Genomic DNA, 18,451 nt, shown 5'->3' on the forward strand with positions numbered 1-18,451 from the left:
ACGTCAGTCTGTTTTGCGTAGCCTCGCAACCAGCGCGTCCGCGGCATCGAGGCCGGCATGAATGTCGGCTTCCGGTAGCCCGATCAGCGCGCGGCGCTGGCCTGAAACCATGCTTGAATAGATGGCGGCATCGAGCGGCGAAATGCGGGCTTCCGGACCGAGCTGCAGGGCAAGCTGCAAGCTACTGCTTCGCCCCCGCAGATACCGCAGTTGAGGCCCGAAATCGCGCAAGCCGGGGTCACGCGCGACCGCCAGGATCAATTCCTCCATGGCTGCCAGACGGCGCGGCTGCGAAGAGAAGTCCGCCCACGCCGCCAGCATCTCACCCCGGTCGGCGGGATGTGCCGGTTTATCCAGAATGGGCGCAGTGAGCCGGCGATAGATCGCGTCGAATGCGGCGCGGACGAGATCGGCGCTGGTGCGATAATTGTAGGAGACGACGCCCAGGGTCACTCCGGCACCCGCAGCCACCGCCCGGTGGGTCAGTGCGGCAATGCCCAGATCCTCGACGACATCCGCCGCGGCATCGGCGATCATCGCGGCGACCCCGTTGGGCGCGGAGAGTTCGGGCGAGGAAGCCAGAGCGATCTCACGCGCGTGGCGCCTCCATGGACCTTCCTCGGCGAGCGAGCCGGACAGCCACTTGCCCCAGCCGGTGCAGAACTCATCGAGTGCCGCCCGGTCGATCGTTCGGTTCCAGCGGATCAGATGCATCTGCCCCGTCGCCTCGAAGATGTGCGAGGTGGCTCCGGCATGTTCGGCCAGGCCTGCGCGGTAGCAGGCCTCGTTCCAGAACCTCGCCCAGGTTTGGCGCCAGGCATCGATCGCCGGGAGATAGGCGGCATCACGCTGCGCCAGCAGATGGCACTGATTCCAGGCGAAGGCGAGTTCCCGGTTCTCCTGTACCCAATCGTCCAGGAAGACCGCCAGCATGCGAGCCAGCGACTCGGGGCCTCCACCGCTGGGCCATGTGGAGATTTCTGCGATCCTGGCCTCGCACCACGCTTGCGCAGCGTCGCGTGCATGGGCCTGAGCCGATTGCAACAACTGTTCCATGGAACCGAAGTGATGATAGATGCTGGATGTCGGCAGAGCCGTGTCACGCGAGATGAGGCGCGCGGACATGGCTGAATGGCCTTGATTCGCCCAGATGGCGAGCGCCGCTCGAATCAGCCGTTCCTGCGATGAAAATCCGTTAATTTCAGAACTCAACACGTTTCACCGGAAGCCTTTTCCTATGGTCCGAAGCGGGCGCGACCGCTGAACTGATGACAATGCCATAAGCGCAAAACCCGGCGCAAGCGATCCAATCCCGGCATTGTCACCTTGTGGGACAAACGTAACACAGATGACATACAGGCGTTCTAGCGGACGGCCCGTCAGTTTCATGAGGGTCGAGTTTCATGTCCGTTCGCAACTTCGTTTCATATCGTTCCATAGCCTTGGCCGGCTCCGCGCTTGGTGCGCTTCTGGCAGGCGCTGCCCATGCCGCTACAGAGGCGGCTGATAGCCCCGATGCGGCAGCGGAAAGCGCTGCCGTCGAAGCCGGCCCGGGCCTCGGCGATATCGTGGTCAGCGCACAGAAGCGCGAAACCAACCTCCAGACCACGCCGATCTCGATCGCGGTCATGGGTTCGGAAGACCTTCAGAACCGCCACGTCGTCTCGCTGGAATCGCTGGCGGACGGCTCGATCCCTTCGCTCCGCATCGCGCCCAGCTTCTCGCGCAGCTCCGCGCTGATCGTGGGCATGCGCGGCATCGGCACGCTGGGCGATGCCAACCAGCCCGCGCGCGACCAGGGCGTCGGCGTCTATATCGACGGCGTGTTCATGGGGCGTGCTCAGGGCCTGGGATCGGCACTCTACGACGTCGAGCGGATCGAAGTCCTGAAGGGGCCGCAAGGCACTCTGTTCGGCCGCAACACCGAAGGCGGCGCCATCAGCATCGTCACCAGGAAGCCCAGCGGCGAATTCGGCGCCCGCGCCAGCGTCGGGGTTGGCAACTACGATTCCCGCGAGGCTTCGCTTCACCTCGACCTGCCGAGCTTCGCCAATATCTCGGTCAAGCTGGACGGCCTGATCACCACGCGCGGCGGTACGGTGGACAACCCGCTGGCCAGCGCGCGCGACTTCAATGCCTACAACAAGAAGGGCACCCATGCCGCCGTGCTCTGGGAGCCGAGCAGCAGCTTCAACGCTCTCTATTCGTTCGACATCTCGCGCGATCAGACGACGCCTTACTATCTCCAGCTCCTGACCAAGAGCACCGGCCCCCTGCTCCAGGCGCAGCCGGATCGCGCGAAGGTGGCCAATATCGGCTCTCCGCAGCCCTGGGCCCTGGGCAAGACGCACGGCCACTTGCTGACGCTGGACTGGACGGTTTCGCCGGTGCTGGAGATCAAGTCGATCAGTTCCTACCGCGAACTGACGCAGACCCAGAACGACAATGGCGCCGCGAACCTTGGCGTCTTCATCCCCGGCTATAGCGGCAACACCAATTTCAGCCGCTTCAGCCTCGCGGACGTCTGGCAGAAGCAATACAGCCAGGAAATTCAGATCATCGGCACGATGAAGCAGGTGAACTTCGTGGCCGGTGCCTTCTACTATAACGAGAAGGTGAACGACAACGCCTGGACGCCCTACACCAACAAGTGGAACGCGGACGGAACCGGCTATACCATTCTTCCGCAGCCCACGTCCTCCATCCCCTTCCCCGACCGCGCCAGCCACGCCAAGACCGAAAGCATCGGCGTCTTCGGCCAGGCCACCTGGACCCCGCAGATGCTGAACGACATCGTCCACCTGACCGCAGGCGGCCGCTTCACGCACGACGCCAAGACCGGCAGGCTCGACAAGGTGAACGGCGTCGATACGCCTTACGTGCTGGATGATGCATGGAACCGGCTCGACCCGATGGTGAACCTCGCCGTCGACGTGACGCAGGATGTCCATGTCTACGGAAAGTGGAGCACGGGCTACAAGGCGGGCGGCGCCAACAGCCGTTCCAAGGAATACCACAGCTTCAATCCGGAATCGGTTTCCACTTTCGAAATCGGCGCCAAGACCGAATTCCTCGATAACCATGTCCGCTTCAACATCGCGGCCTATACATCCGCCTACAAGGACATGCAGATCGACTTCAACGCGCCCGTACTGAACACCACGCGGACCACGATCGAAACCCGCAATGCCGAGGGCAAGGGGCGGATCAAGGGCATCGAAGCCGATCTGACCGTGGCTCCGTTCCAGGGCCTGACGCTTACCGGCTCCTACGCCTATACCGATGTCCACCTGCCGCTCGCGCCCAATCCGTTCGACGGCGACAAGCTGACGCAAGTCTATGTGGTCTACACCCCGGCCCATGCCGCCAGCGCGGCGATCGACTACGAATTGCCGGTCGGCCCATCGATGCTGCGCTTCCATGTCGACGGAAACTACGGCTCGGGCCAGTATTCGATGGCCAGCGATCCGACGAAGACGGGCTCTTCCTTCATCGTCAACGGCCGGGTCGCCCTTGCCGATATTCGCATGGCCAGCGGGCCTGCGCTGGAGCTTTCGGTGTGGGGCCGCAACCTCTTCAACGAAGCCTATACTTACGTGAGGGCGAACGGCGGATCGACCCTGGGCTACTACGGCATCTTCAACGATCCCCGCACGGTCGGGATCTCGGCAACCGTCAAATACTGATCCTGCGAAAAGGGAAAAGACCATGAACTGGCGTTACTCTGCCGGCGCGTTCCTCGCGCTCGGCCTGCTGGCCCAGCCGGCCATCCACGCGGCGACGAAAGCCGCCCCGTCGCCCTCCGCCCAGACGTCGCCCTCCGCCCAGGCGGCGCACCAGCGGCTGCTGCCGCTGGAAGGCGGCCGCAACTTTCGCGACCTCGGCGGCTATCGCACTGCCGACGGCCGCACCGTGAAGTGGGGCATGCTGTTCCGCTCGGGATCGATGGTGGACCTCACCGCGCAGGATCTCGGCTACCTGAACAAGCGGGGGATCAGGACGATCTGCGATTACCGCGATCGCAACGAGCGCAAGGCCGAGCCCATGCCCTGGGCTGCGGGCACCGGCCCGGCGATCTTCGCCGAAGACTACGACGGGATGTCGGTGGGCCTCATGCCCAAGCACATGGACAAGATCACGCCGGAGATGGCGAAGTCGATCATGACCGCCAGCTATCCCAGGATGCTCACCACCTTTGCGCCGCAGTTCAAGCGCATGTTCGGTCAGTTGCTCGCCGGCAATGCGCCGCTGGCGTTCAACTGCTCGGCGGGGAAGGATCGCACCGGCGTTTCGGCCGCCCTGCTGCTGACCGCGCTTGGCGTGCCGCGCCAGACGGTGATCCAGGACTACCTGCTCACCAACACCTACCTACCCCCGGCCCTCGCCAAAGCGAAGACCGGCGCGAGCGCTGCCACCGGCCAGGCCTTCCTCTCACTGCCTCCCGCCGTGCAGGCCGCCTTCATGAAGGCCGACCGCGCCTACATCGAAGCTGCCTTCAAGGCACTGGACGCACATCGCGGCGGCGCCATGGGCTATCTCAAGGATGAGATGGGCCTGGACAAGCCGCAGATCGCCAAGCTGCGCACGCTCTACCTCGACTGAGCATGAAAGGTCGGCGCGATCACGCGATCGCGTCGGCCATTTTCGCGACTTCGCGCACGCGTTCCGGCCGCGCTTCGACGGCTTCGCCGATCAGCAGCAAGGTCGGATCGTCGTCGCTGATCGTGGCGACCAGGAAGGCCAGCGCCGAGAGCTTGCCCCGGATCAAACGCTCGTTCGGCAGCGAGACATTGACGGCGATCATCACCGGCGTATCGGGATCGCGTCCGGCGGCAATCAGCGAACGGCCGATCTCTCCGGCTGCGGCCCGGCCCATGTAGACGCCCAGCGTACCGCCGGGGCGAGCCAGCGTTTCCCAGTCCAGTTTCAACGGTTCACCCGTCTTGAGATGCGCCGTTACCAGCGTGAGGCCCCGCGCCACGCCGCGCAGGGTGAGCGAAGCCAGCCCGCTCGCCGCCGCCGCACTGGCAGTGGTCACGCCGGGACATATCCGCACTGCAACGCCCGCAGCCGTCAGGTGGTCCATCTCTTCGGCGGATCGGCCGAAGATCGAGGGATCTCCGCCCTTCAGGCGCACGACCCGCTTGCCGGCGCGTGCCGCCTCCAGCAGCAGGTCGTTGATCGACCCCTGCGCCTTGCTGTGTCGCCCCGAGCGCTTGCCCACGCTCACCCGCTCCGTGCCGGAGGGGATCAGGTCCAGCACACCGGGGCCGACAAGGGCATCGAAGAACACCACGTCCGCCGTTCGGATCAGCTTTTCGGCCTTTCTTGTGAGCAGGTCCGGATCGCCTGGCCCCGCACCGACCAGCCAGACTTCGCCCGGCGCCATGAGAGAGGCCCCGCTCATGCCGCCACCTGCAAGGCCTGCGGGTGGGCGATCAGAATGCGATCGCCTTCCTGCTTCACCGCGATCTTCGGCGTGCAGCCCTCGTCTTCGCCCTGTGCCTCGCCGGTCGCGAGCGCGATGTTCCAGTTGTGCAGCGGGCAGGTTACCGAGTGCCCGTGGACGATCCCCTGGCTCAGCGGGCCCTTTTTGTGCGGGCATTCGTTGACGAGAGCGAAGACCCGGTCGTCCCCCGTACGGAAGACGGCGATCTCCTTCTCGCCTTCAAGCTGCACGGTGCGCGCGCCGCGCAGGGGGATGTCGGAGAGAGTGCCGATGTCGATCCAGTCGTTCATGCGCATTACTCCGCTGCTGCCAGTTCTTGGGGGGCTAGAGGTTCGAGGTGCTGGTGCAGTTCGGCCTGATGGCCGGCCGCGCGTTCGGCCCAGGGGTCTTCCTGGCTGAAGCTCTGCGAATAGAGGAAGCGGGCGCGCAAGGCTTCCCGGCCCGCGTCGTCCTCGACGATCCGCTGCTTCACGTAGTCCACGCCCACGCGTTCGATCCAGGGCGCGGTGCGCTCCAGATAGCGTGCTTCCTCGCGGTAAAGCTGGGTGAAGGCGGCGCAGTAGTCGAGCGCTTCCTGCTCGGTTGCAACTTTGCACAGGAAGTCGGTGGCGCGGACATGAATGCCGCCGTTGCCGCCGACGTGCAGTTCGTAGCCGGAGTCCACGCAGACGATACCGAAGTCCTTGATCGTCGCTTCCGCGCAGTTGCGCGGGCAGCCCGAGACCGCGATCTTGAACTTGTGCGGCATCCACGAGCCCCAGGTCATCCGCTCGGTCTTCACGCCGAGGCCGGTGGAATCCTGCGTTCCGAAGCGGCACCATTCCGATCCTACGCAAGTCTTCACCGTGCGCAGCGACTTGCCGTAGGCGTGGCCCGAGACCATCCCCGCCGCATTGAGATCGGCCCAGACGGCGGGCAGGTCTTCCTTCTTGATCCCGAAGATGTCGAGCCGCTGGCCGCCCGTCACCTTGACCATCGGCGCGTCGTACTTCTCCACGACATCGGCGATGGCGCGCAGTTCGCGCGGGTTGGTGAGCCCACCCCACATGCGCGGCACCACTGAGTAAGTGCCGTCCTTCTGGATATTGGCGTGCATGCGCTCATTGACGAAGCGGCTCTGCTGGTCGTCCTCGTACTCGCCCGGCAGCGCGCAGAGCAGGTAGTAGTTGAGCGCGGGGCGGCAGGAAGAGCAACCGTCCGGCGTGGACCAGTGCAGCTTCTGCATGACCTCGGGGATCGACCTCATCTCCTGCGCCACGATTTCCCGCCGCACGTCGTCATGGGTGAAGCTGGTGCACTTGCACAAGGTCTTGGGGCCGGACTTCACGTCCTCGCCCAAAGTCAGGGCGAGCAGGCTTTCGACCAGGCCCGTGCAGGAACCGCAGCTTGCCGAGGCCTTGCAGGTGGCGCGAACGGCATCGAGGCTGCACGCCCCGTCGGTGATCGAGGCGACGACCTGGCCCTTCGAAACACCGTTGCAGCCGCAGACTTCGGCATCGTCGGCCAGCGCCGCGACTGCGGCCAGCGGATCGGCGGTACCACCGGAGGCGAAGGCCTGGCCCAGGATCAGGAAATCGCGGATATCCGAGACATCCTCGCCCTTCCTGAGCAAGTCGAAGTACCAGTTCCCGTCCGCCGTATCGCCGTAGAGCACGGCCCCGACGACCTTGCTGTCCTTGACGACCACGCGCTTGTAGACCCCGCGCGAAGCATCGCGCAGCACGATGTCCTCGCAGCCTTCCCCGCCCGAGAAATCGCCCGCCGAGAATACGTCCAGCCCGGCAACCTTCAGCTTGGTGGACGTTACCGAGCCGCGATAGCCGCTATGCCGGTCGGTCAGGCCGTCGGCCAGGCTGCGGCACATGTCCCAGAGCGGTGCGACGAGGCCGTAGACGTTGCCGTCATGCTCCACGCACTCACCCACCGCGAGAACGGCCGGGTCGCTGGTGACCATGTGATCGTCGACCTTGATGCCGCGTCCCACCTCCAGGCCCGCCTCGCGCGCCAGCGCCGTGGCGGGGCGAATGCCCACGGCCATGACCACGATGCTGGCCGGGATCTCTCGACCGTCCTTGAGCCGCACGCCTTCGACCCGGCCCTCGCCGTAGATCTCGGCGGTGTCCGCGCCGGTCAGGATCGTCTGCCCGCGTGCTTCCAGCGCGGACTTGAGCAGCCAACCGGCCGCTTCGTCGAGCTGGCGCTCCATCAGCGTGGGCATCAGGTGGATCACGGTGACCTTCATGCCGCGCAGGGCCAGGCCGTGCGCCGCTTCCAGACCGAGCAGGCCCCCGCCGATCACCACCGCATCGCCGCCCTTGTCGGCCGCTGCCAACATGAGGTCCACGTCATTCATGTCGCGGAACGAGATGACGCCGGGCAAATCCTTGCCGGGAACCGGGATGATGAAGGGATCGGAGCCGGTGGCGATCAGCAGCCGGTCGTAGGCAACCATCCGGCCCGACTTCGCCGTAACGGTCTTGCCCGCGCGATCGACGGCAACGATCGGATCGGACGTGACCAGTTCGATGCCGTTATCGTCATACCATTCACGGGTATTGATGACGATCTGGTCGAAGGTCTTCTCGCCCGCCAGCACCGGCGAGAGCATGATGCGGTTGTAGTTCACATGCGGCTCGGCGCCGAAGATAGTGACGCGGTAGCGCCCCGCATCGCGTGCCAGCAGTTCCTCCACCGCCCTGCACCCGGCCATGCCGTTGCCGACCACCACCAGATGTTCGCGCGCGTCCTGGGCAGGTGCGATCAGCGTATCCTCGTAGTCGGCCGCCAGAGCTTCCTGCGGTTCGATCCCGTCCTGAAATTCCATCCCCGTGACTCCAGAAAAACGAAGGGAGAAAAAGAAAAAGGCCGCCATCCGGACCCTCGGTTCGTGAACCGAAAGTCTGGATGGCGGCCTTGCCATCATTCGCGCTTCTGCGGCCCGTCAGTGGACCGCATCAGCTATGGTTTTAAGGACAACATCGTCCCTTGCAGTGCACCATAAGCGGAATCGCCCATGGGCTCAAGCGATTTGCGTGACCGTTCCGATCAATAGGTCCAATCCAGCTGAATCCAGTACTTATCGGTGTCCGTGGCGAATTCACGGGCGTCGTAATGGGCGTAGCGAAGCGATACGAGCGTCTTGCGCACCTTCGCGGTTGCGAGAAGATCGATCTCGTTGCCGTAGTGCTGGCTCAGCCGGTCACTGTCGAGACGATGCCAGACCGCCTGGAGCGAGACACCCGAGAGCGGCCCCACCTGCTTCAGGCCATAACCGCCACCGACATAGAGGTCGCGGATACCGTTGGCAGGCGTCGTCAGGAACTTGTCGGTCCAGCCCTGGAACTTGAAATTGCTGCCCAGCGGCGTCTGGAAGCTGGTGAAAGGGGTGCCGTCGCTCGCGCCCAGCACTTCGTATCCGGCGTTGAGCTTCCATCCCCGGACATCCAGCGTGGCATCGGCCATCCAGTAGTCGGCGCGATAGGCGTTGGGATTGCGATGATAGTCCCCTTGCCGGGCGTAGCTGGCCACATAATCGAGCTTTGCGGCGGGGGAGAAGACGTGGCTGCCGCTCAGCCGCGCCCCGTAAGTCTGGCTGGAAAGGCGGTATCCCTGCACGGCGGCCTCATCCTGATCGACCAGATAGGCGAACCCGGCGAGCGTTCCCAGCGGCGTGGCGTAGGACAGGTTGGCGAAAAGGTTGTCGCCGCCGATCGCCTGCTGCCGCGCGCCACGGCCATCGATGCCCCAGATCGTGCGGACGCTCCAGGCATAGGAGAGGTCCAATTTCAGCCCGCGGACCGGCGAAAGCTGCGCGCGCACGGCGTCATAAGTCTGGGCATTGTCGCGAATGGGCGCATTGCCGACGAAGCGCTCGTCATCGAGCACGATTTTCTGGCGCCCGGCCGTCAGCACGGCACCCTTGGCCCGGTACTGGAGCTGGGCCACGTAGAGACCGATGCTCTGCGGATCGGAAATCTGCGGGCGATCCGCCGGACCGTGCAAGCCGTCATCATAGCGATCGACCAATGCCAGGTTGCCTTGCCCCTGAACGGTGGCGCTCCAGTGGCCGGAGCCGATCTCCACGCCGGTTCGCACGCGCGCCGTTACCGCATCGGCGTCCCGCGCCATTCCGTCCTGATCGACATGTTCGTGGCGAAGGCGGACTTCGGCCAGTGGCCTGATCTCGAAATCCTGGGCGCAGGCAGGACCGGCGACGGCCAACGCGGCCGCCGTGCCAAGCAAGTATCGCATTCGATTGAAACTCCTGGGGGGCAAACGAAAGGGCGGCAGTCGGACCGGGAAGTCCAACCGCCGCCACTCTCTCCCATTATATGCGAGCAGCCGTCTTCCAGGTCGCGCGCCAGCGGTTCTTGATCATCGACACGCCGACCAGGGCGACCACTGCCAGGCCCGCGAAGATCAGGAAACCGGGCGCGAAGCTGCCAGTCATCTGCTTGGCCAGCCCCAGCGAACTCGCCAGATAGAACCCGCCGATGCCGCCCGCCATGCCGACAAGGCCGGTCATGACGCCGATTTCCGCCTGGAACCGCTGCGGAACGAGCTGGAAGACCGAACCGTTACCGGTGCCCAACGCCAGCATGGCAACCACGAAGAACCCAAGCGATGCAGGCAGGCTGGCGGCATTCGCCACTCCGGCAAGCGCCAGCGCGGCAACGAAATAGACCATCATCAGCGCCTTCACGCCGCCGATCCGGTCTGCCAGCGCGCCGCCCATCGGCCGCACCAGCGATCCGGCGAAGACGCAGCCCGCGGTGCAGTAGCCCGCCACGATCGGGGTCAGGCCGAACTGGTCGGTGAAGTAGATCGGCAGCGAGGCCGCAAGCCCCACGAAGCCGCCGAAAGTGACGGCATAGAATGCCATCAGCCACCAGGCGTCACCCTGCCGGAGCGGCTCGAAGTAATCGATCAGTTTGCGCGGAGCAGGCTGGCTGGGCGCGTCCTTCGCCATGATCATGTAGACGAAGAAGACCAGCGACAGCGGGATGCAAGCCAGGCCCAGGACCGCATTCCACCCGAACATCTTGGCCAGCAAGGGCGCGAAGAGCGAGGCGAGAACGGTGCCCGAATTGCCCATTCCGGCCAGCCCCATGGCCTTGCCCTGGTGCTCAGGCGGATACCAGCGACTGGCGAGCGGCAGTGCGATCGCGAAGCTGGCGCCCGCAAAGCCAAGGACGATACCCAGTGCCAGCGTACCGGCGAAGCTGTTCACGCCCATGAACCAGGCCAGGAACAGGCCGGCGATGACGATCAACTGGCTGATCGCACCGGAAAGCTTGGGTCCGATCCGGTCCACGAGCAATCCGTTGACCACGCGCAGCAGCGCGCCCGCAAGGGTTGGCGTCGCCACCATCAGGCCCTTTTCGGCGGACGTCAGGCCAAGGGTCTTGGCGATTTCCGGTGCCAGCGGGCCCAGCAGAACCCAGACCATGAAGGCAAGGTCGAAGTAAAGAAAGGCGGCGATCAGGGTCGGCGTATGGCCGGCCTTCCAGAAGCTGGTCGTGGGCGGCGGAGCCCCCTCGGCTGCAGCATCGGCCGTTGCGGCCTGCCCTTCACGTTCCCAGTAAGCGGTTGCCATCGTCAGTCCCTCATCAAACGGACACGAAAAAAGCCGCAGGCCGGACGTCACACTGGGTGAGCCCGGTCAGCGGCTTTGCTGCGAATATCGGTGAGGACGGCGCCCCACCCTTGGAGCAGCGCATCCGAATATGATCACGCTACGTCGCGTGAAGCCCGTATCATCGTGCGATTCGCTTTATGTTGCAAGGCACAAAATGTGCGATCAGACAGTCGGGCAGATATTCAGGCGTGATCGACCCGCCTGAAGCCGTCAAGGTACTCGTCGATCCGTTCGGGATCGAAGACCCTTCCATCGAAGAAGCGATCCGGTCCGAGCGTCAGGTCTCCCTTGCGCGATCCGACCGCCAGCGGCAGCTCCACGGCGCCTTCCAGCTTCATGCTGGCGCCCGGCATCGGCATGTCGCTGCCCGCCAGCGCGCGGCGGAACACATCGGGCCGGAATACATCCCCAGCGCTCGCGGCGTTGCCCGGCGTGTGTTCGACCATGCCCCAGCGGACGAGCTGCGAGTAGATCCACAAGGCCTGACTGCGCCACGGGAACGGCGTCGCCTCGCGCGAGAACAGCATGAAATCGGGACTGGCTATCGGCGCATCGCCTGCCCGCGTCACGATCTGCCCGGTCAGTCCGCGCAGGATCAGATCGGCGGGCTGGTCCACATAGCGCGGATCGGAAAGCAGGTGCGCCAGGGTTTCGTGGTTCTCGGGAAGATCGCACCAGGCCGCAGCCCGCGCCAGCGCGCGCAGCAGCCGGTCGACCGTTTCCGGATTTTCCTCCAGCCAGTTCTGCCGCAGGACCAGGACTTTCTCCACGCCCCGACGCCAGATGCGCTCACCCAGAGCGACGACTTCGGCCAGGCCTGCCTCGACGGCGGCACTGCCCCAGGGTTCTCCCGCGATGAAACCGTCGATTTCGCCGGCATGGAGCGCCTCCACCATCAGCGAAGGCGGCAATACCCGCAGCACCACGTCTCGATCGGGGTCCACCCCGGCGCTGGCAAGCCAGTATCGCAGCATCAGCGAATGGCTGGAAAAGCGATGGACGACGCCGATCACGGGCTTGCGGCGCCACAGACCTATCGCAGAGGCAAAATCGTGCGCGGTGCCGAGCGGATCGGCGATGCGGCTGGCCGGGTCGGGATCGAGCGCGGCGGCGAAGTCCCGGCTCATCACCAGCATGTTGCCGTTGACTCCCAGCTTGTAGGGGGCGGCCAGCGCGGCGGGCTGCTGGCTGAGGCCCAGCGTCACCGCAACCGCAAGCGGCGCCAGCATATGCGCGGCCTGCACTTGCCCATAGACGAGCCGGTCGCGCAGGGTAGCCCAGCTCGTGGTCCGCACGAGGTCGAGGGTCAGGCCTTCTTCCTCGGCAAAACCGCGTTCCCGGGCGGCGGCGAGCACCGCCACGTCATTCAGCGGCAGGAAGGCGATACGCAGGTTCGTCGTCATATTCCGCCTCCCAGCAGGTCGCTGGCGGTAATCAGCGCCTGCGCCACGTCCACGATCTTCTTGCCCTGGTTCATCGCGCTCGACCGCAGCAGCGCATAGGCTTCCTGTTCGGACAGATTGCGCTGCGCCATCAGGATCGACTTCGCACGATCGATCACCTTGCGGTCGGACAGTGCGGTGCGTGCTTCCTCCAGTTCCGCCTGGATCCGGGCGAAAGCGTTGAACCGCCGCACGGCCAGTTCCAGAACGGGCTTCACGCGTTCCTTGCGCAGGCCGTCCACGACATAGGCGGAAACGCCCGCATCGATAGCGGCGCCGATCATCGTCTCGTCGGATTGATCGACGAACATCGCGATCGGCCGGGCAAGCGCGCGGCTGACGGTCAGCATCTCTTCCAGAGTGTCGCGACTGGGGCTGCCAAGGTCCATCAGCACCACGTCGGGCGCCATGCGTTCGAGCCGCGCGACGAAGGCACCGCGCGGCGGAACGATATGGATATCGTCGTAACCGGCCTCACGCAGGCCCTCTTCAAGGACCGTCGCTCGTAATCCGCTATCGTCGATGATGACGATTCTCATCGATGGTCCTTGCCCGCCATTTGCGCCGCACATTGCCGAGACGCGGTTCCGCGTCAACGGCCTTGCGAAAGCGGCCGGGGAACCGCCTTGCAACAATCGCTTGCAAAAGCGGGGGTGAACAAGCAGCGCTGAAGTTCACGTTGCGTCAAGCTGCAAGGCTGGAACGTCTCACCTCGAACAACTGCCACAGGATATCGATCTTGCGCCTGAAAACGCTGCCTTTCGTCACTGCTCTTGCCCTTGCGATACCCCTCCCCGCTTTTGCCCAGGCAGCGGCCGACTGGGCCGATACCGCGCGCTATCGAGACGCCAATATCGCCGATGCAGCGGCAACCGCCCGTCCTCGAATCGTGTTGATGGGCGATTCCATCACGCAAGGCTGGTACGACCTTGACCCGGCCTTCTTCACCCCTGGCCGGATCGGGCGGGGCATCGGCGGGCAGACGACCTCGCAGATGCTGGTGCGCTTCCAGCAGGACGTGATCGACCTGAAGCCGCAAGTCGTGCAGATCATGGCGGGCACCAACGATATCGCCGGAAACACCGGCCCGATGACCGACCAGCAGATCCAGGACAATTTCCGTTCGATGGTGGAAATGGCACAGGCGAACGGTATCCGCGTGATACTCGCATCGATCCCGCCCGCCGACCTGTTCCCCTGGCGCCCCGGTCTCGAAACCGGCCCGCGCATCCAGCGGATCAACGCATGGCTCAAAAGCTATGCGGCCAGGACCGGTTCGGTCTATGCCGACTACTGGTCCGCCATGAAGGGCAGCGGCCTGGGCGCGCGCGACGGACTGACCTCCGACCATGTCCACCCCACGCCCGCCGGGTACGAAGTGATGAACAAGGTCGCCGAGGTCGCCTTCCAGCAGGCGCTTGCACTTCCTGCGCCGGGCAGGCTCGCCACCGCGCAAGTGAAGTGAGCATGGCGACCACCGATCAATAGGTTATGGTGACGGTAACCGCGTCCGCGTAGGCACCTGCGCGGACGTATTGGTGCGTGGAAATGCGGCCGTAGGCGGTAACCGAGGCCGAATAGGCAAGCAGCCCGTTGAAGGGCAGTGTCACGCCGGTGGTCCCGCCGGTCCCGTCACCCCAGATCGTCGTATGGTTGGAGTCGGAATAGATGTTGTAGCTCAGGACGTTCGCGCCCTGGGCCATGCGGCGATTGGCGATGCTCCCCGAGCCGCCGGGGCTCAAGGAAACGTCTATTGTCCCCAGCAAGGCCGCAACCCCGCTGCAATTGATCTGCACCACGGCATTGGCATCACGCGGCGTATTCGACGTGGGATCGTAGGCCCCGAAAGCGAGCCCCGCCGTGGATGCCGAACAGGAGCACAGGACGCAGAGCGCCTGAGCGGAACTGGCCGGAAACAGCATGGAGGACAGGGCGAGGACCGGAACCAACAGCTTCCCATGCTTCATTTCAGAGGCTCCTTGGCGATCGGCCGGCAGGTCAGGATCATCGGCTCGGCCAGAGTATCGACGGCAGGCTTGGCCGGCAGCGTCGCCTCGCATTCGGCAGGACTGCCGCGTCCGATCCGCAGATGTGCCTCGGCGGGATAATCGCTCAGGAAGACTTCGCCGTCATGGCCGGTGACGGTTGCGCCGGGTTCCGCACCGATATCGACCGACAGTCCCGGCGGCACGACCTTGCCGGCCTCATCCAAGAGCCTCAATCTTGCCGGGTGAACCGCGCGGGAGCCGAAAGTCACGCGGGCGGCCTGCTTCCAGCCCGGTGCCACCACCTGCTCGACGCCGCCAAGCTCTCCGGTGATCGGCAAGGCCGCAGGATCGATCGAGATACGGTTGGCGACATAGGGCTGGAGGCCGGTGAGAATGGCCGTCCGACCAGCGCCTGCCCGGGCGGCGGCGGGCTGGTTTTCCAGCAGTACCGGCACGCGCCGGTCGCCCGCCACTTCGACGACGGCCATTCCCTGGCTGATACCGGGCGTCGCCACTATCCCGCCGCCGGTGGCGACCAGCGCACCGCGTGCTTCCAGTCGCGTCATGATCCCGTTGCCGCGGCGCGTGGCTGCCACATCCAGTTGCCCGGCGGAGGTGCGTAGGGTGGCGGCCCCTTCCAGCCATTGCCCCTGTTCCGCCTCATGCCCTGCAGCCAGACGATAGCCCATCCCGACGCTCGATGGCGCGACCTTCTCGAAAGTTGCGAAGACACGTCGGTCATCGCCGAACAGGCCGATATGACGCCTGCCGCCCAAGGGAAGCGTGATCGTCCCGAATGCGGTGTTTTCAGCGCCCTCCTCGCGATCGATCCGCTGCATGCCGATCGACAGGAATGCGCGTCCGAGGCTGGCGGAATAGCCCAGCGAGGCTATCGAGCTTCTGCCCGCGCCGTCCTCGCTCCGCAGATAGCCCGCATTGAGCCCGCCCCATCGCCCCAGAACGATGCTGCCCGCAATCGCCATTTCGCGCGAAGGGCCACGATCGCGCCGGAGTTCCCCGACCTGACGGAAGCGCGATCCCCTTCTCCGATAGCTTGCCGTAAACGAGTAATCAGGTGCAAGCCTCTGGAACTGAAACTGGTAGAGCCCGCCTGCCCCTGCGTCCCCTTGCGATGCAGCGGCATCGAGGCGGATTTCACCGAAGGGCTGAACGACCCATGTCGCGCCTGCACCGGCCATCCGCACATGGCTATCCGCTTCGGATCGGGCCTCCAAAGTCAGCACATCGCTCACCCCCCGTCGATAGGAGCCTGCGACGAAGGGCGCTCCGTACGAGAAGCTGCGCAGCCCGTAGTTCTTTCGCAAGACGCCCAGTTCCAGCGAGAACTCCGCGAGACCGGGACGCAGGATGGCCGTGCTGGCGTAGAAACTGCGGGTGACGGTGCGTTCGTTGCCGGCCAGATCACGCACCGTCATGGTGACATTTCCGGCCCCGGTGAAACGAGGGCGATAATCCAGGGCGAAACGGCCCGGCTCGACCGAAATCGACTGCCGGTTCGCCTGGGAGGCCAGTTCTATGGTGGAGGGCAGCAGCGAGCTTCCCGATAGCGACGGGACCGGAAAGGTGATCAGGGCAGGATCGAGCGAGAAGTCGGTGCCGAAGCGAACCCCGGCGAAGCGCGCGGGCTGGCTCCAGGGCGCGGCGCGGGTGAACGTGTCTCCCACGGAAAGGCGCAGGCTTCGTTCCGGAAAGTCGCGCACATATGTGGTGTCCAGGCGAACAGGCCGTTTCTGCCCGGTATCGGCGATGGCGCCGGTGGAGATCACGCCCCACTCCCCCGATACGCCGGCCTCCATCACGGCCGAGGCGCGGGAATATCCGCGCTGGTCGGAAAAGTTCAAATCATAGTCGATGAAGGCGACGGGAACCGCACGCGCCACCGCGATCGGGCTTTCATGCAGGGGAAGGTAGGTCCGTGGCAGGTGCCGGGCGTCGGCCTGGAGCATCAGCGTGGTGCCGTCGGGGGCCAGACGAGCGGAAAGCCCTGGCTGCTGCGCGATGTCCGAAAAGGCATCGCCGTCCCATGCAAGATCTTCCCCGAACTCGGTCACCAATCCCAGATCGCGAAGATCGGCGATCCTCACGAAAATCCGCTCGCCGCTCACGACGATGAGGCCGGCGCGCTGCGTCTCACGACCGTTGAGCACGATATCGACCGGCATGGGCATTGCCGCATCCTGAGCGACGGCACTCGAAGCGGAGATAAGCGATGCCCCCCACAGGATGCCGCAAACTGTTCCGCCCGATCCCAACCTCAGCCCCAACATCAGCCTTTTGGGCAGGCGCATGTCGTCCGTTCCTCACCGGCCGTCGCCGGCATCGGCCAGCCGCGACGCGGTGAACACGGCTTCTTCCGTGCGAACCCTGACCTCTTTTATCGACGCCATATTCCCGCCGGGCACCGCGAATTCGAGGCGGCCGCCCGCAAGGACGTAGCCGCCCTGCCTGATCAGCGTCACCCGCCCCGCCGCCGACACCAGTTCGATCGAAAGCACGCGCGCATGCCGGTTGCCGCGATTGACGATCGCGACGATGGATCCGGCATCGGCGCGGGATGAAGGCTCCCAGGCAAGATCGGCCCGCGCACCCTGCCCCGCCCGGAAGATAGGCACGCTGATGCGCAGGAGCGTGCGGATCTCACCAGGTCTTGCAGGACCATCGGCCGTCGCCAGTTCGTCGAACAACAAGCGCCAGGTTTCCTCGCGGGCACTTTCGGGCCCTGCATTTTCGGCAGCCCCCTCGGCCCTGGGCAGACTGCATCGTATCAGCCGCGACATGCCGCCACCCAGCGTCACGATCGTGGGGTTGATCACAAGCCCTCCCGCCGGTTCCAGCACGTCGTCGCCCTTTTCGCTCTTCGACCAGCGGAACCCGCGTATCTGGACACTCACCGGCAAATCGCCGTCATTGGCGAGGGTGATGGCGCAGAAGCGATCGCCGGGGGGCACTTCGATCCTGATCGGAGTCACGCGCAAGGCGCTGGCCATGGCGTCGGGAACCGGTGTCGCCATGGCCGCCGACAAGGCCAGTACGGCAGCCCGGGCCCAGCGCCATATCTGCCGGGCTCCTGTCTTGCGGGCCCCTGTCTTGCGGGCCCCTGTCTTGCAGGAATGTCCAGTCCCGGCCATCTTCAGTAGTTGACCGTTACCGTGACGCTGTCGCTATAGGCCCCGGCCGGGACATTCTGCGATGCCCCGATCCGCCCATATACGTTCAGCACACTGGGCACCGCCGTGGCACTGATGGCCGTGGGCGTGTCGGTGCCCGGCGTATTGCCCCAGTTCGTGGTGTGGTTGATATCGCTGTTTATGTGGAATAGAAGTCAATTAGAATTGTACGCCTTGCGGAATTCGGGTTCAGAATTCGCATTTAGCAACAGCAGTTTGCACCAACGTCTCTCGATAATGAATAAGAGCGAGATGCGAACTGATGATGTTTTTGAACGATCAAGGATCTTTTATGTGGGGAACCGTAGGTTCCCCACATAAAAGATCCTTGATCGTAACCCACTTAGCGCAATTGCCCCAGAGGCATCGAGAGGTGACATTTCTATCTTGTGCTACAAGTGACTTCTCTAAATGGCGGAGCCTAAACCCGCTTCTTTAGCAAAGTGGCCCTTTTAATGGCCCCTTTCACGCTTCACGTTTGCTCGGGTGTCCAAGCCAGCCAGGCCTTTTCGAAACTCAGCCAGTTCGGACTATCCCGATGCCTCAAGCTACTCTCCTGCTCAGTGCTGCGCGTGAGATTCAACGAGATAGCTGAACTCGCTGATATTCTCTGCGTCGATCAGAAGGACTCCAGTGCTGTTTCCAAGCTCAATCGCTGACGCCGTGTAACCGCCAGTGCCGATGACGCACGCCGCGTCCGCACGGTAGTGCATCATACCTGCGTAGGCTTCTTGGTTTTCCGGTGA

15 protein-coding genes and 1 pseudogene are annotated in these 18,451 nt (G+C 64.5%); 3 read left to right on the forward strand and 13 right to left on the reverse strand.

All coding sequences use genetic code 11. The features are described 5' to 3' along the window. Window positions 1-3 precede the first annotated feature (3 nt). Window positions 4-1,215, reverse strand: coding sequence for a TetR family transcriptional regulator (locus ACI3K3_RS07565; RefSeq protein ID WP_404912998.1), 1,212 nt, complete (start codon window positions 1,213-1,215; stop codon window positions 4-6). Window positions 1,216-1,403: 188 nt separating this feature from the next. Here ACI3K3_RS07565 and ACI3K3_RS07570 point away from each other — a divergent pair, with 188 nt between their 5' ends. Together ACI3K3_RS07570 and ACI3K3_RS07575 are read left to right on the forward strand one after the other, a co-directional pair. Continuing rightward, a complete protein-coding gene (locus ACI3K3_RS07570; RefSeq protein ID WP_404912999.1) occupies window positions 1,404-3,686 on the forward strand; it encodes a TonB-dependent receptor in 2,283 nt (760 codons plus the stop codon). A 22-nt stretch (window positions 3,687-3,708) separates the two neighbouring features. Further along, window positions 3,709-4,602, forward strand: coding sequence for a tyrosine-protein phosphatase (locus ACI3K3_RS07575; protein ID WP_404913000.1), 894 nt, complete (start codon window positions 3,709-3,711; stop codon window positions 4,600-4,602). 19 nt (window positions 4,603-4,621) lie between these two features. On the opposite strand, the gene cobA is transcribed toward ACI3K3_RS07575, so the two are convergent. From cobA to ACI3K3_RS07610, 7 genes are all read right to left on the reverse strand, one after another. Next, window positions 4,622-5,407 (reverse strand): uroporphyrinogen-III C-methyltransferase, encoded by a 786-nt coding sequence (cobA, locus tag ACI3K3_RS07580; protein ID WP_404913001.1) that lies wholly within the window; start codon window positions 5,405-5,407, stop codon window positions 4,622-4,624. Beyond that, complete coding sequence (nirD, locus tag ACI3K3_RS07585; RefSeq protein WP_404913002.1) at window positions 5,404-5,739, reverse strand: nitrite reductase small subunit NirD; 336 nt, start codon at window positions 5,737-5,739, stop codon at window positions 5,404-5,406. The genes cobA and nirD overlap by 4 nt, the downstream gene beginning before the upstream one ends. Window positions 5,740-5,744: 5 nt before the next feature. Further along, entirely contained in the window at window positions 5,745-8,273 is a 2,529-nt protein-coding gene (gene nirB, locus ACI3K3_RS07590) for a nitrite reductase large subunit NirB (RefSeq protein WP_404913003.1), read from the reverse strand. Window positions 8,274-8,494: 221 nt separating this feature from the next. Further along, the gene (locus tag ACI3K3_RS07595) at window positions 8,495-9,700 is read right to left on the reverse strand and encodes a hypothetical protein (RefSeq protein ID WP_404913004.1); all 1,206 of its coding nucleotides are present in this window, start codon (window positions 9,698-9,700) and stop codon (window positions 8,495-8,497) included. Between the two features lie 76 nt (window positions 9,701-9,776). Then, on the reverse strand, window positions 9,777-11,045 hold the full coding sequence (locus ACI3K3_RS07600) for a nitrate/nitrite transporter (protein ID WP_404913005.1): 1,269 nt from the start codon (window positions 11,043-11,045) through the stop codon (window positions 9,777-9,779). Window positions 11,046-11,269: 224 nt separating this feature from the next. After that, on the reverse strand, window positions 11,270-12,490 hold the full coding sequence (locus ACI3K3_RS07605) for an ABC transporter substrate-binding protein (protein ID WP_404913006.1): 1,221 nt from the start codon (window positions 12,488-12,490) through the stop codon (window positions 11,270-11,272). Continuing rightward, window positions 12,487-13,068 carry an ANTAR domain-containing response regulator gene (locus tag ACI3K3_RS07610; RefSeq protein WP_404913007.1) on the reverse strand — a complete coding sequence of 194 codons (582 nt, stop codon included), beginning with the start codon at window positions 13,066-13,068 and terminating at the stop codon, window positions 12,487-12,489. The genes ACI3K3_RS07605 and ACI3K3_RS07610 overlap by 4 nt, the downstream gene beginning before the upstream one ends. A gap of 200 nt (window positions 13,069-13,268) precedes the next feature. On the opposite strand from ACI3K3_RS07610, the gene ACI3K3_RS07615 reads away from it, so the two are divergent. After that, the gene (locus ACI3K3_RS07615) at window positions 13,269-13,994 is read left to right on the forward strand and encodes a GDSL-type esterase/lipase family protein (RefSeq protein WP_404913008.1); all 726 of its coding nucleotides are present in this window, start codon (window positions 13,269-13,271) and stop codon (window positions 13,992-13,994) included. Between the two features lie 16 nt (window positions 13,995-14,010). Here the strand turns inward: ACI3K3_RS07615 and ACI3K3_RS07620 are convergent, their stop codons facing one another. The 5 genes and pseudogenes from ACI3K3_RS07620 to ACI3K3_RS07640 form a co-directional block, all read right to left on the reverse strand. Beyond that, the gene (locus ACI3K3_RS07620) at window positions 14,011-14,496 is read right to left on the reverse strand and encodes a spore coat protein U domain-containing protein (RefSeq protein WP_404913009.1); all 486 of its coding nucleotides are present in this window, start codon (window positions 14,494-14,496) and stop codon (window positions 14,011-14,013) included. Then, complete coding sequence (locus tag ACI3K3_RS07625; protein ID WP_404913010.1) at window positions 14,493-16,706, reverse strand: fimbria/pilus outer membrane usher protein; 2,214 nt, start codon at window positions 16,704-16,706, stop codon at window positions 14,493-14,495. Before ACI3K3_RS07625 ends, ACI3K3_RS07620 begins: the two co-directional genes overlap by 4 nt. Before the next feature lie 132 nt (window positions 16,707-16,838). After that, on the reverse strand, window positions 16,839-17,549 hold the full coding sequence (locus tag ACI3K3_RS07630) for a molecular chaperone (RefSeq protein ID WP_404913011.1): 711 nt from the start codon (window positions 17,547-17,549) through the stop codon (window positions 16,839-16,841). Window positions 17,550-17,668: 119 nt separating this feature from the next. Next, complete coding sequence (locus ACI3K3_RS07635; RefSeq protein ID WP_404913046.1) at window positions 17,669-17,848, reverse strand: spore coat protein U domain-containing protein; 180 nt, start codon at window positions 17,846-17,848, stop codon at window positions 17,669-17,671. Between the two features lie 417 nt (window positions 17,849-18,265). Then, window positions 18,266-18,427: pseudogene (locus ACI3K3_RS07640) on the reverse strand (restriction endonuclease); the annotation flags it as partial. Between the last annotated feature and the right edge of the window lie 24 nt (window positions 18,428-18,451).

It is taken from the genome of Novosphingobium sp. ZW T3_23, assembly GCF_044987305.1.
GTDB lineage: Bacteria > Pseudomonadota > Alphaproteobacteria > Sphingomonadales > Sphingomonadaceae > Novosphingobium.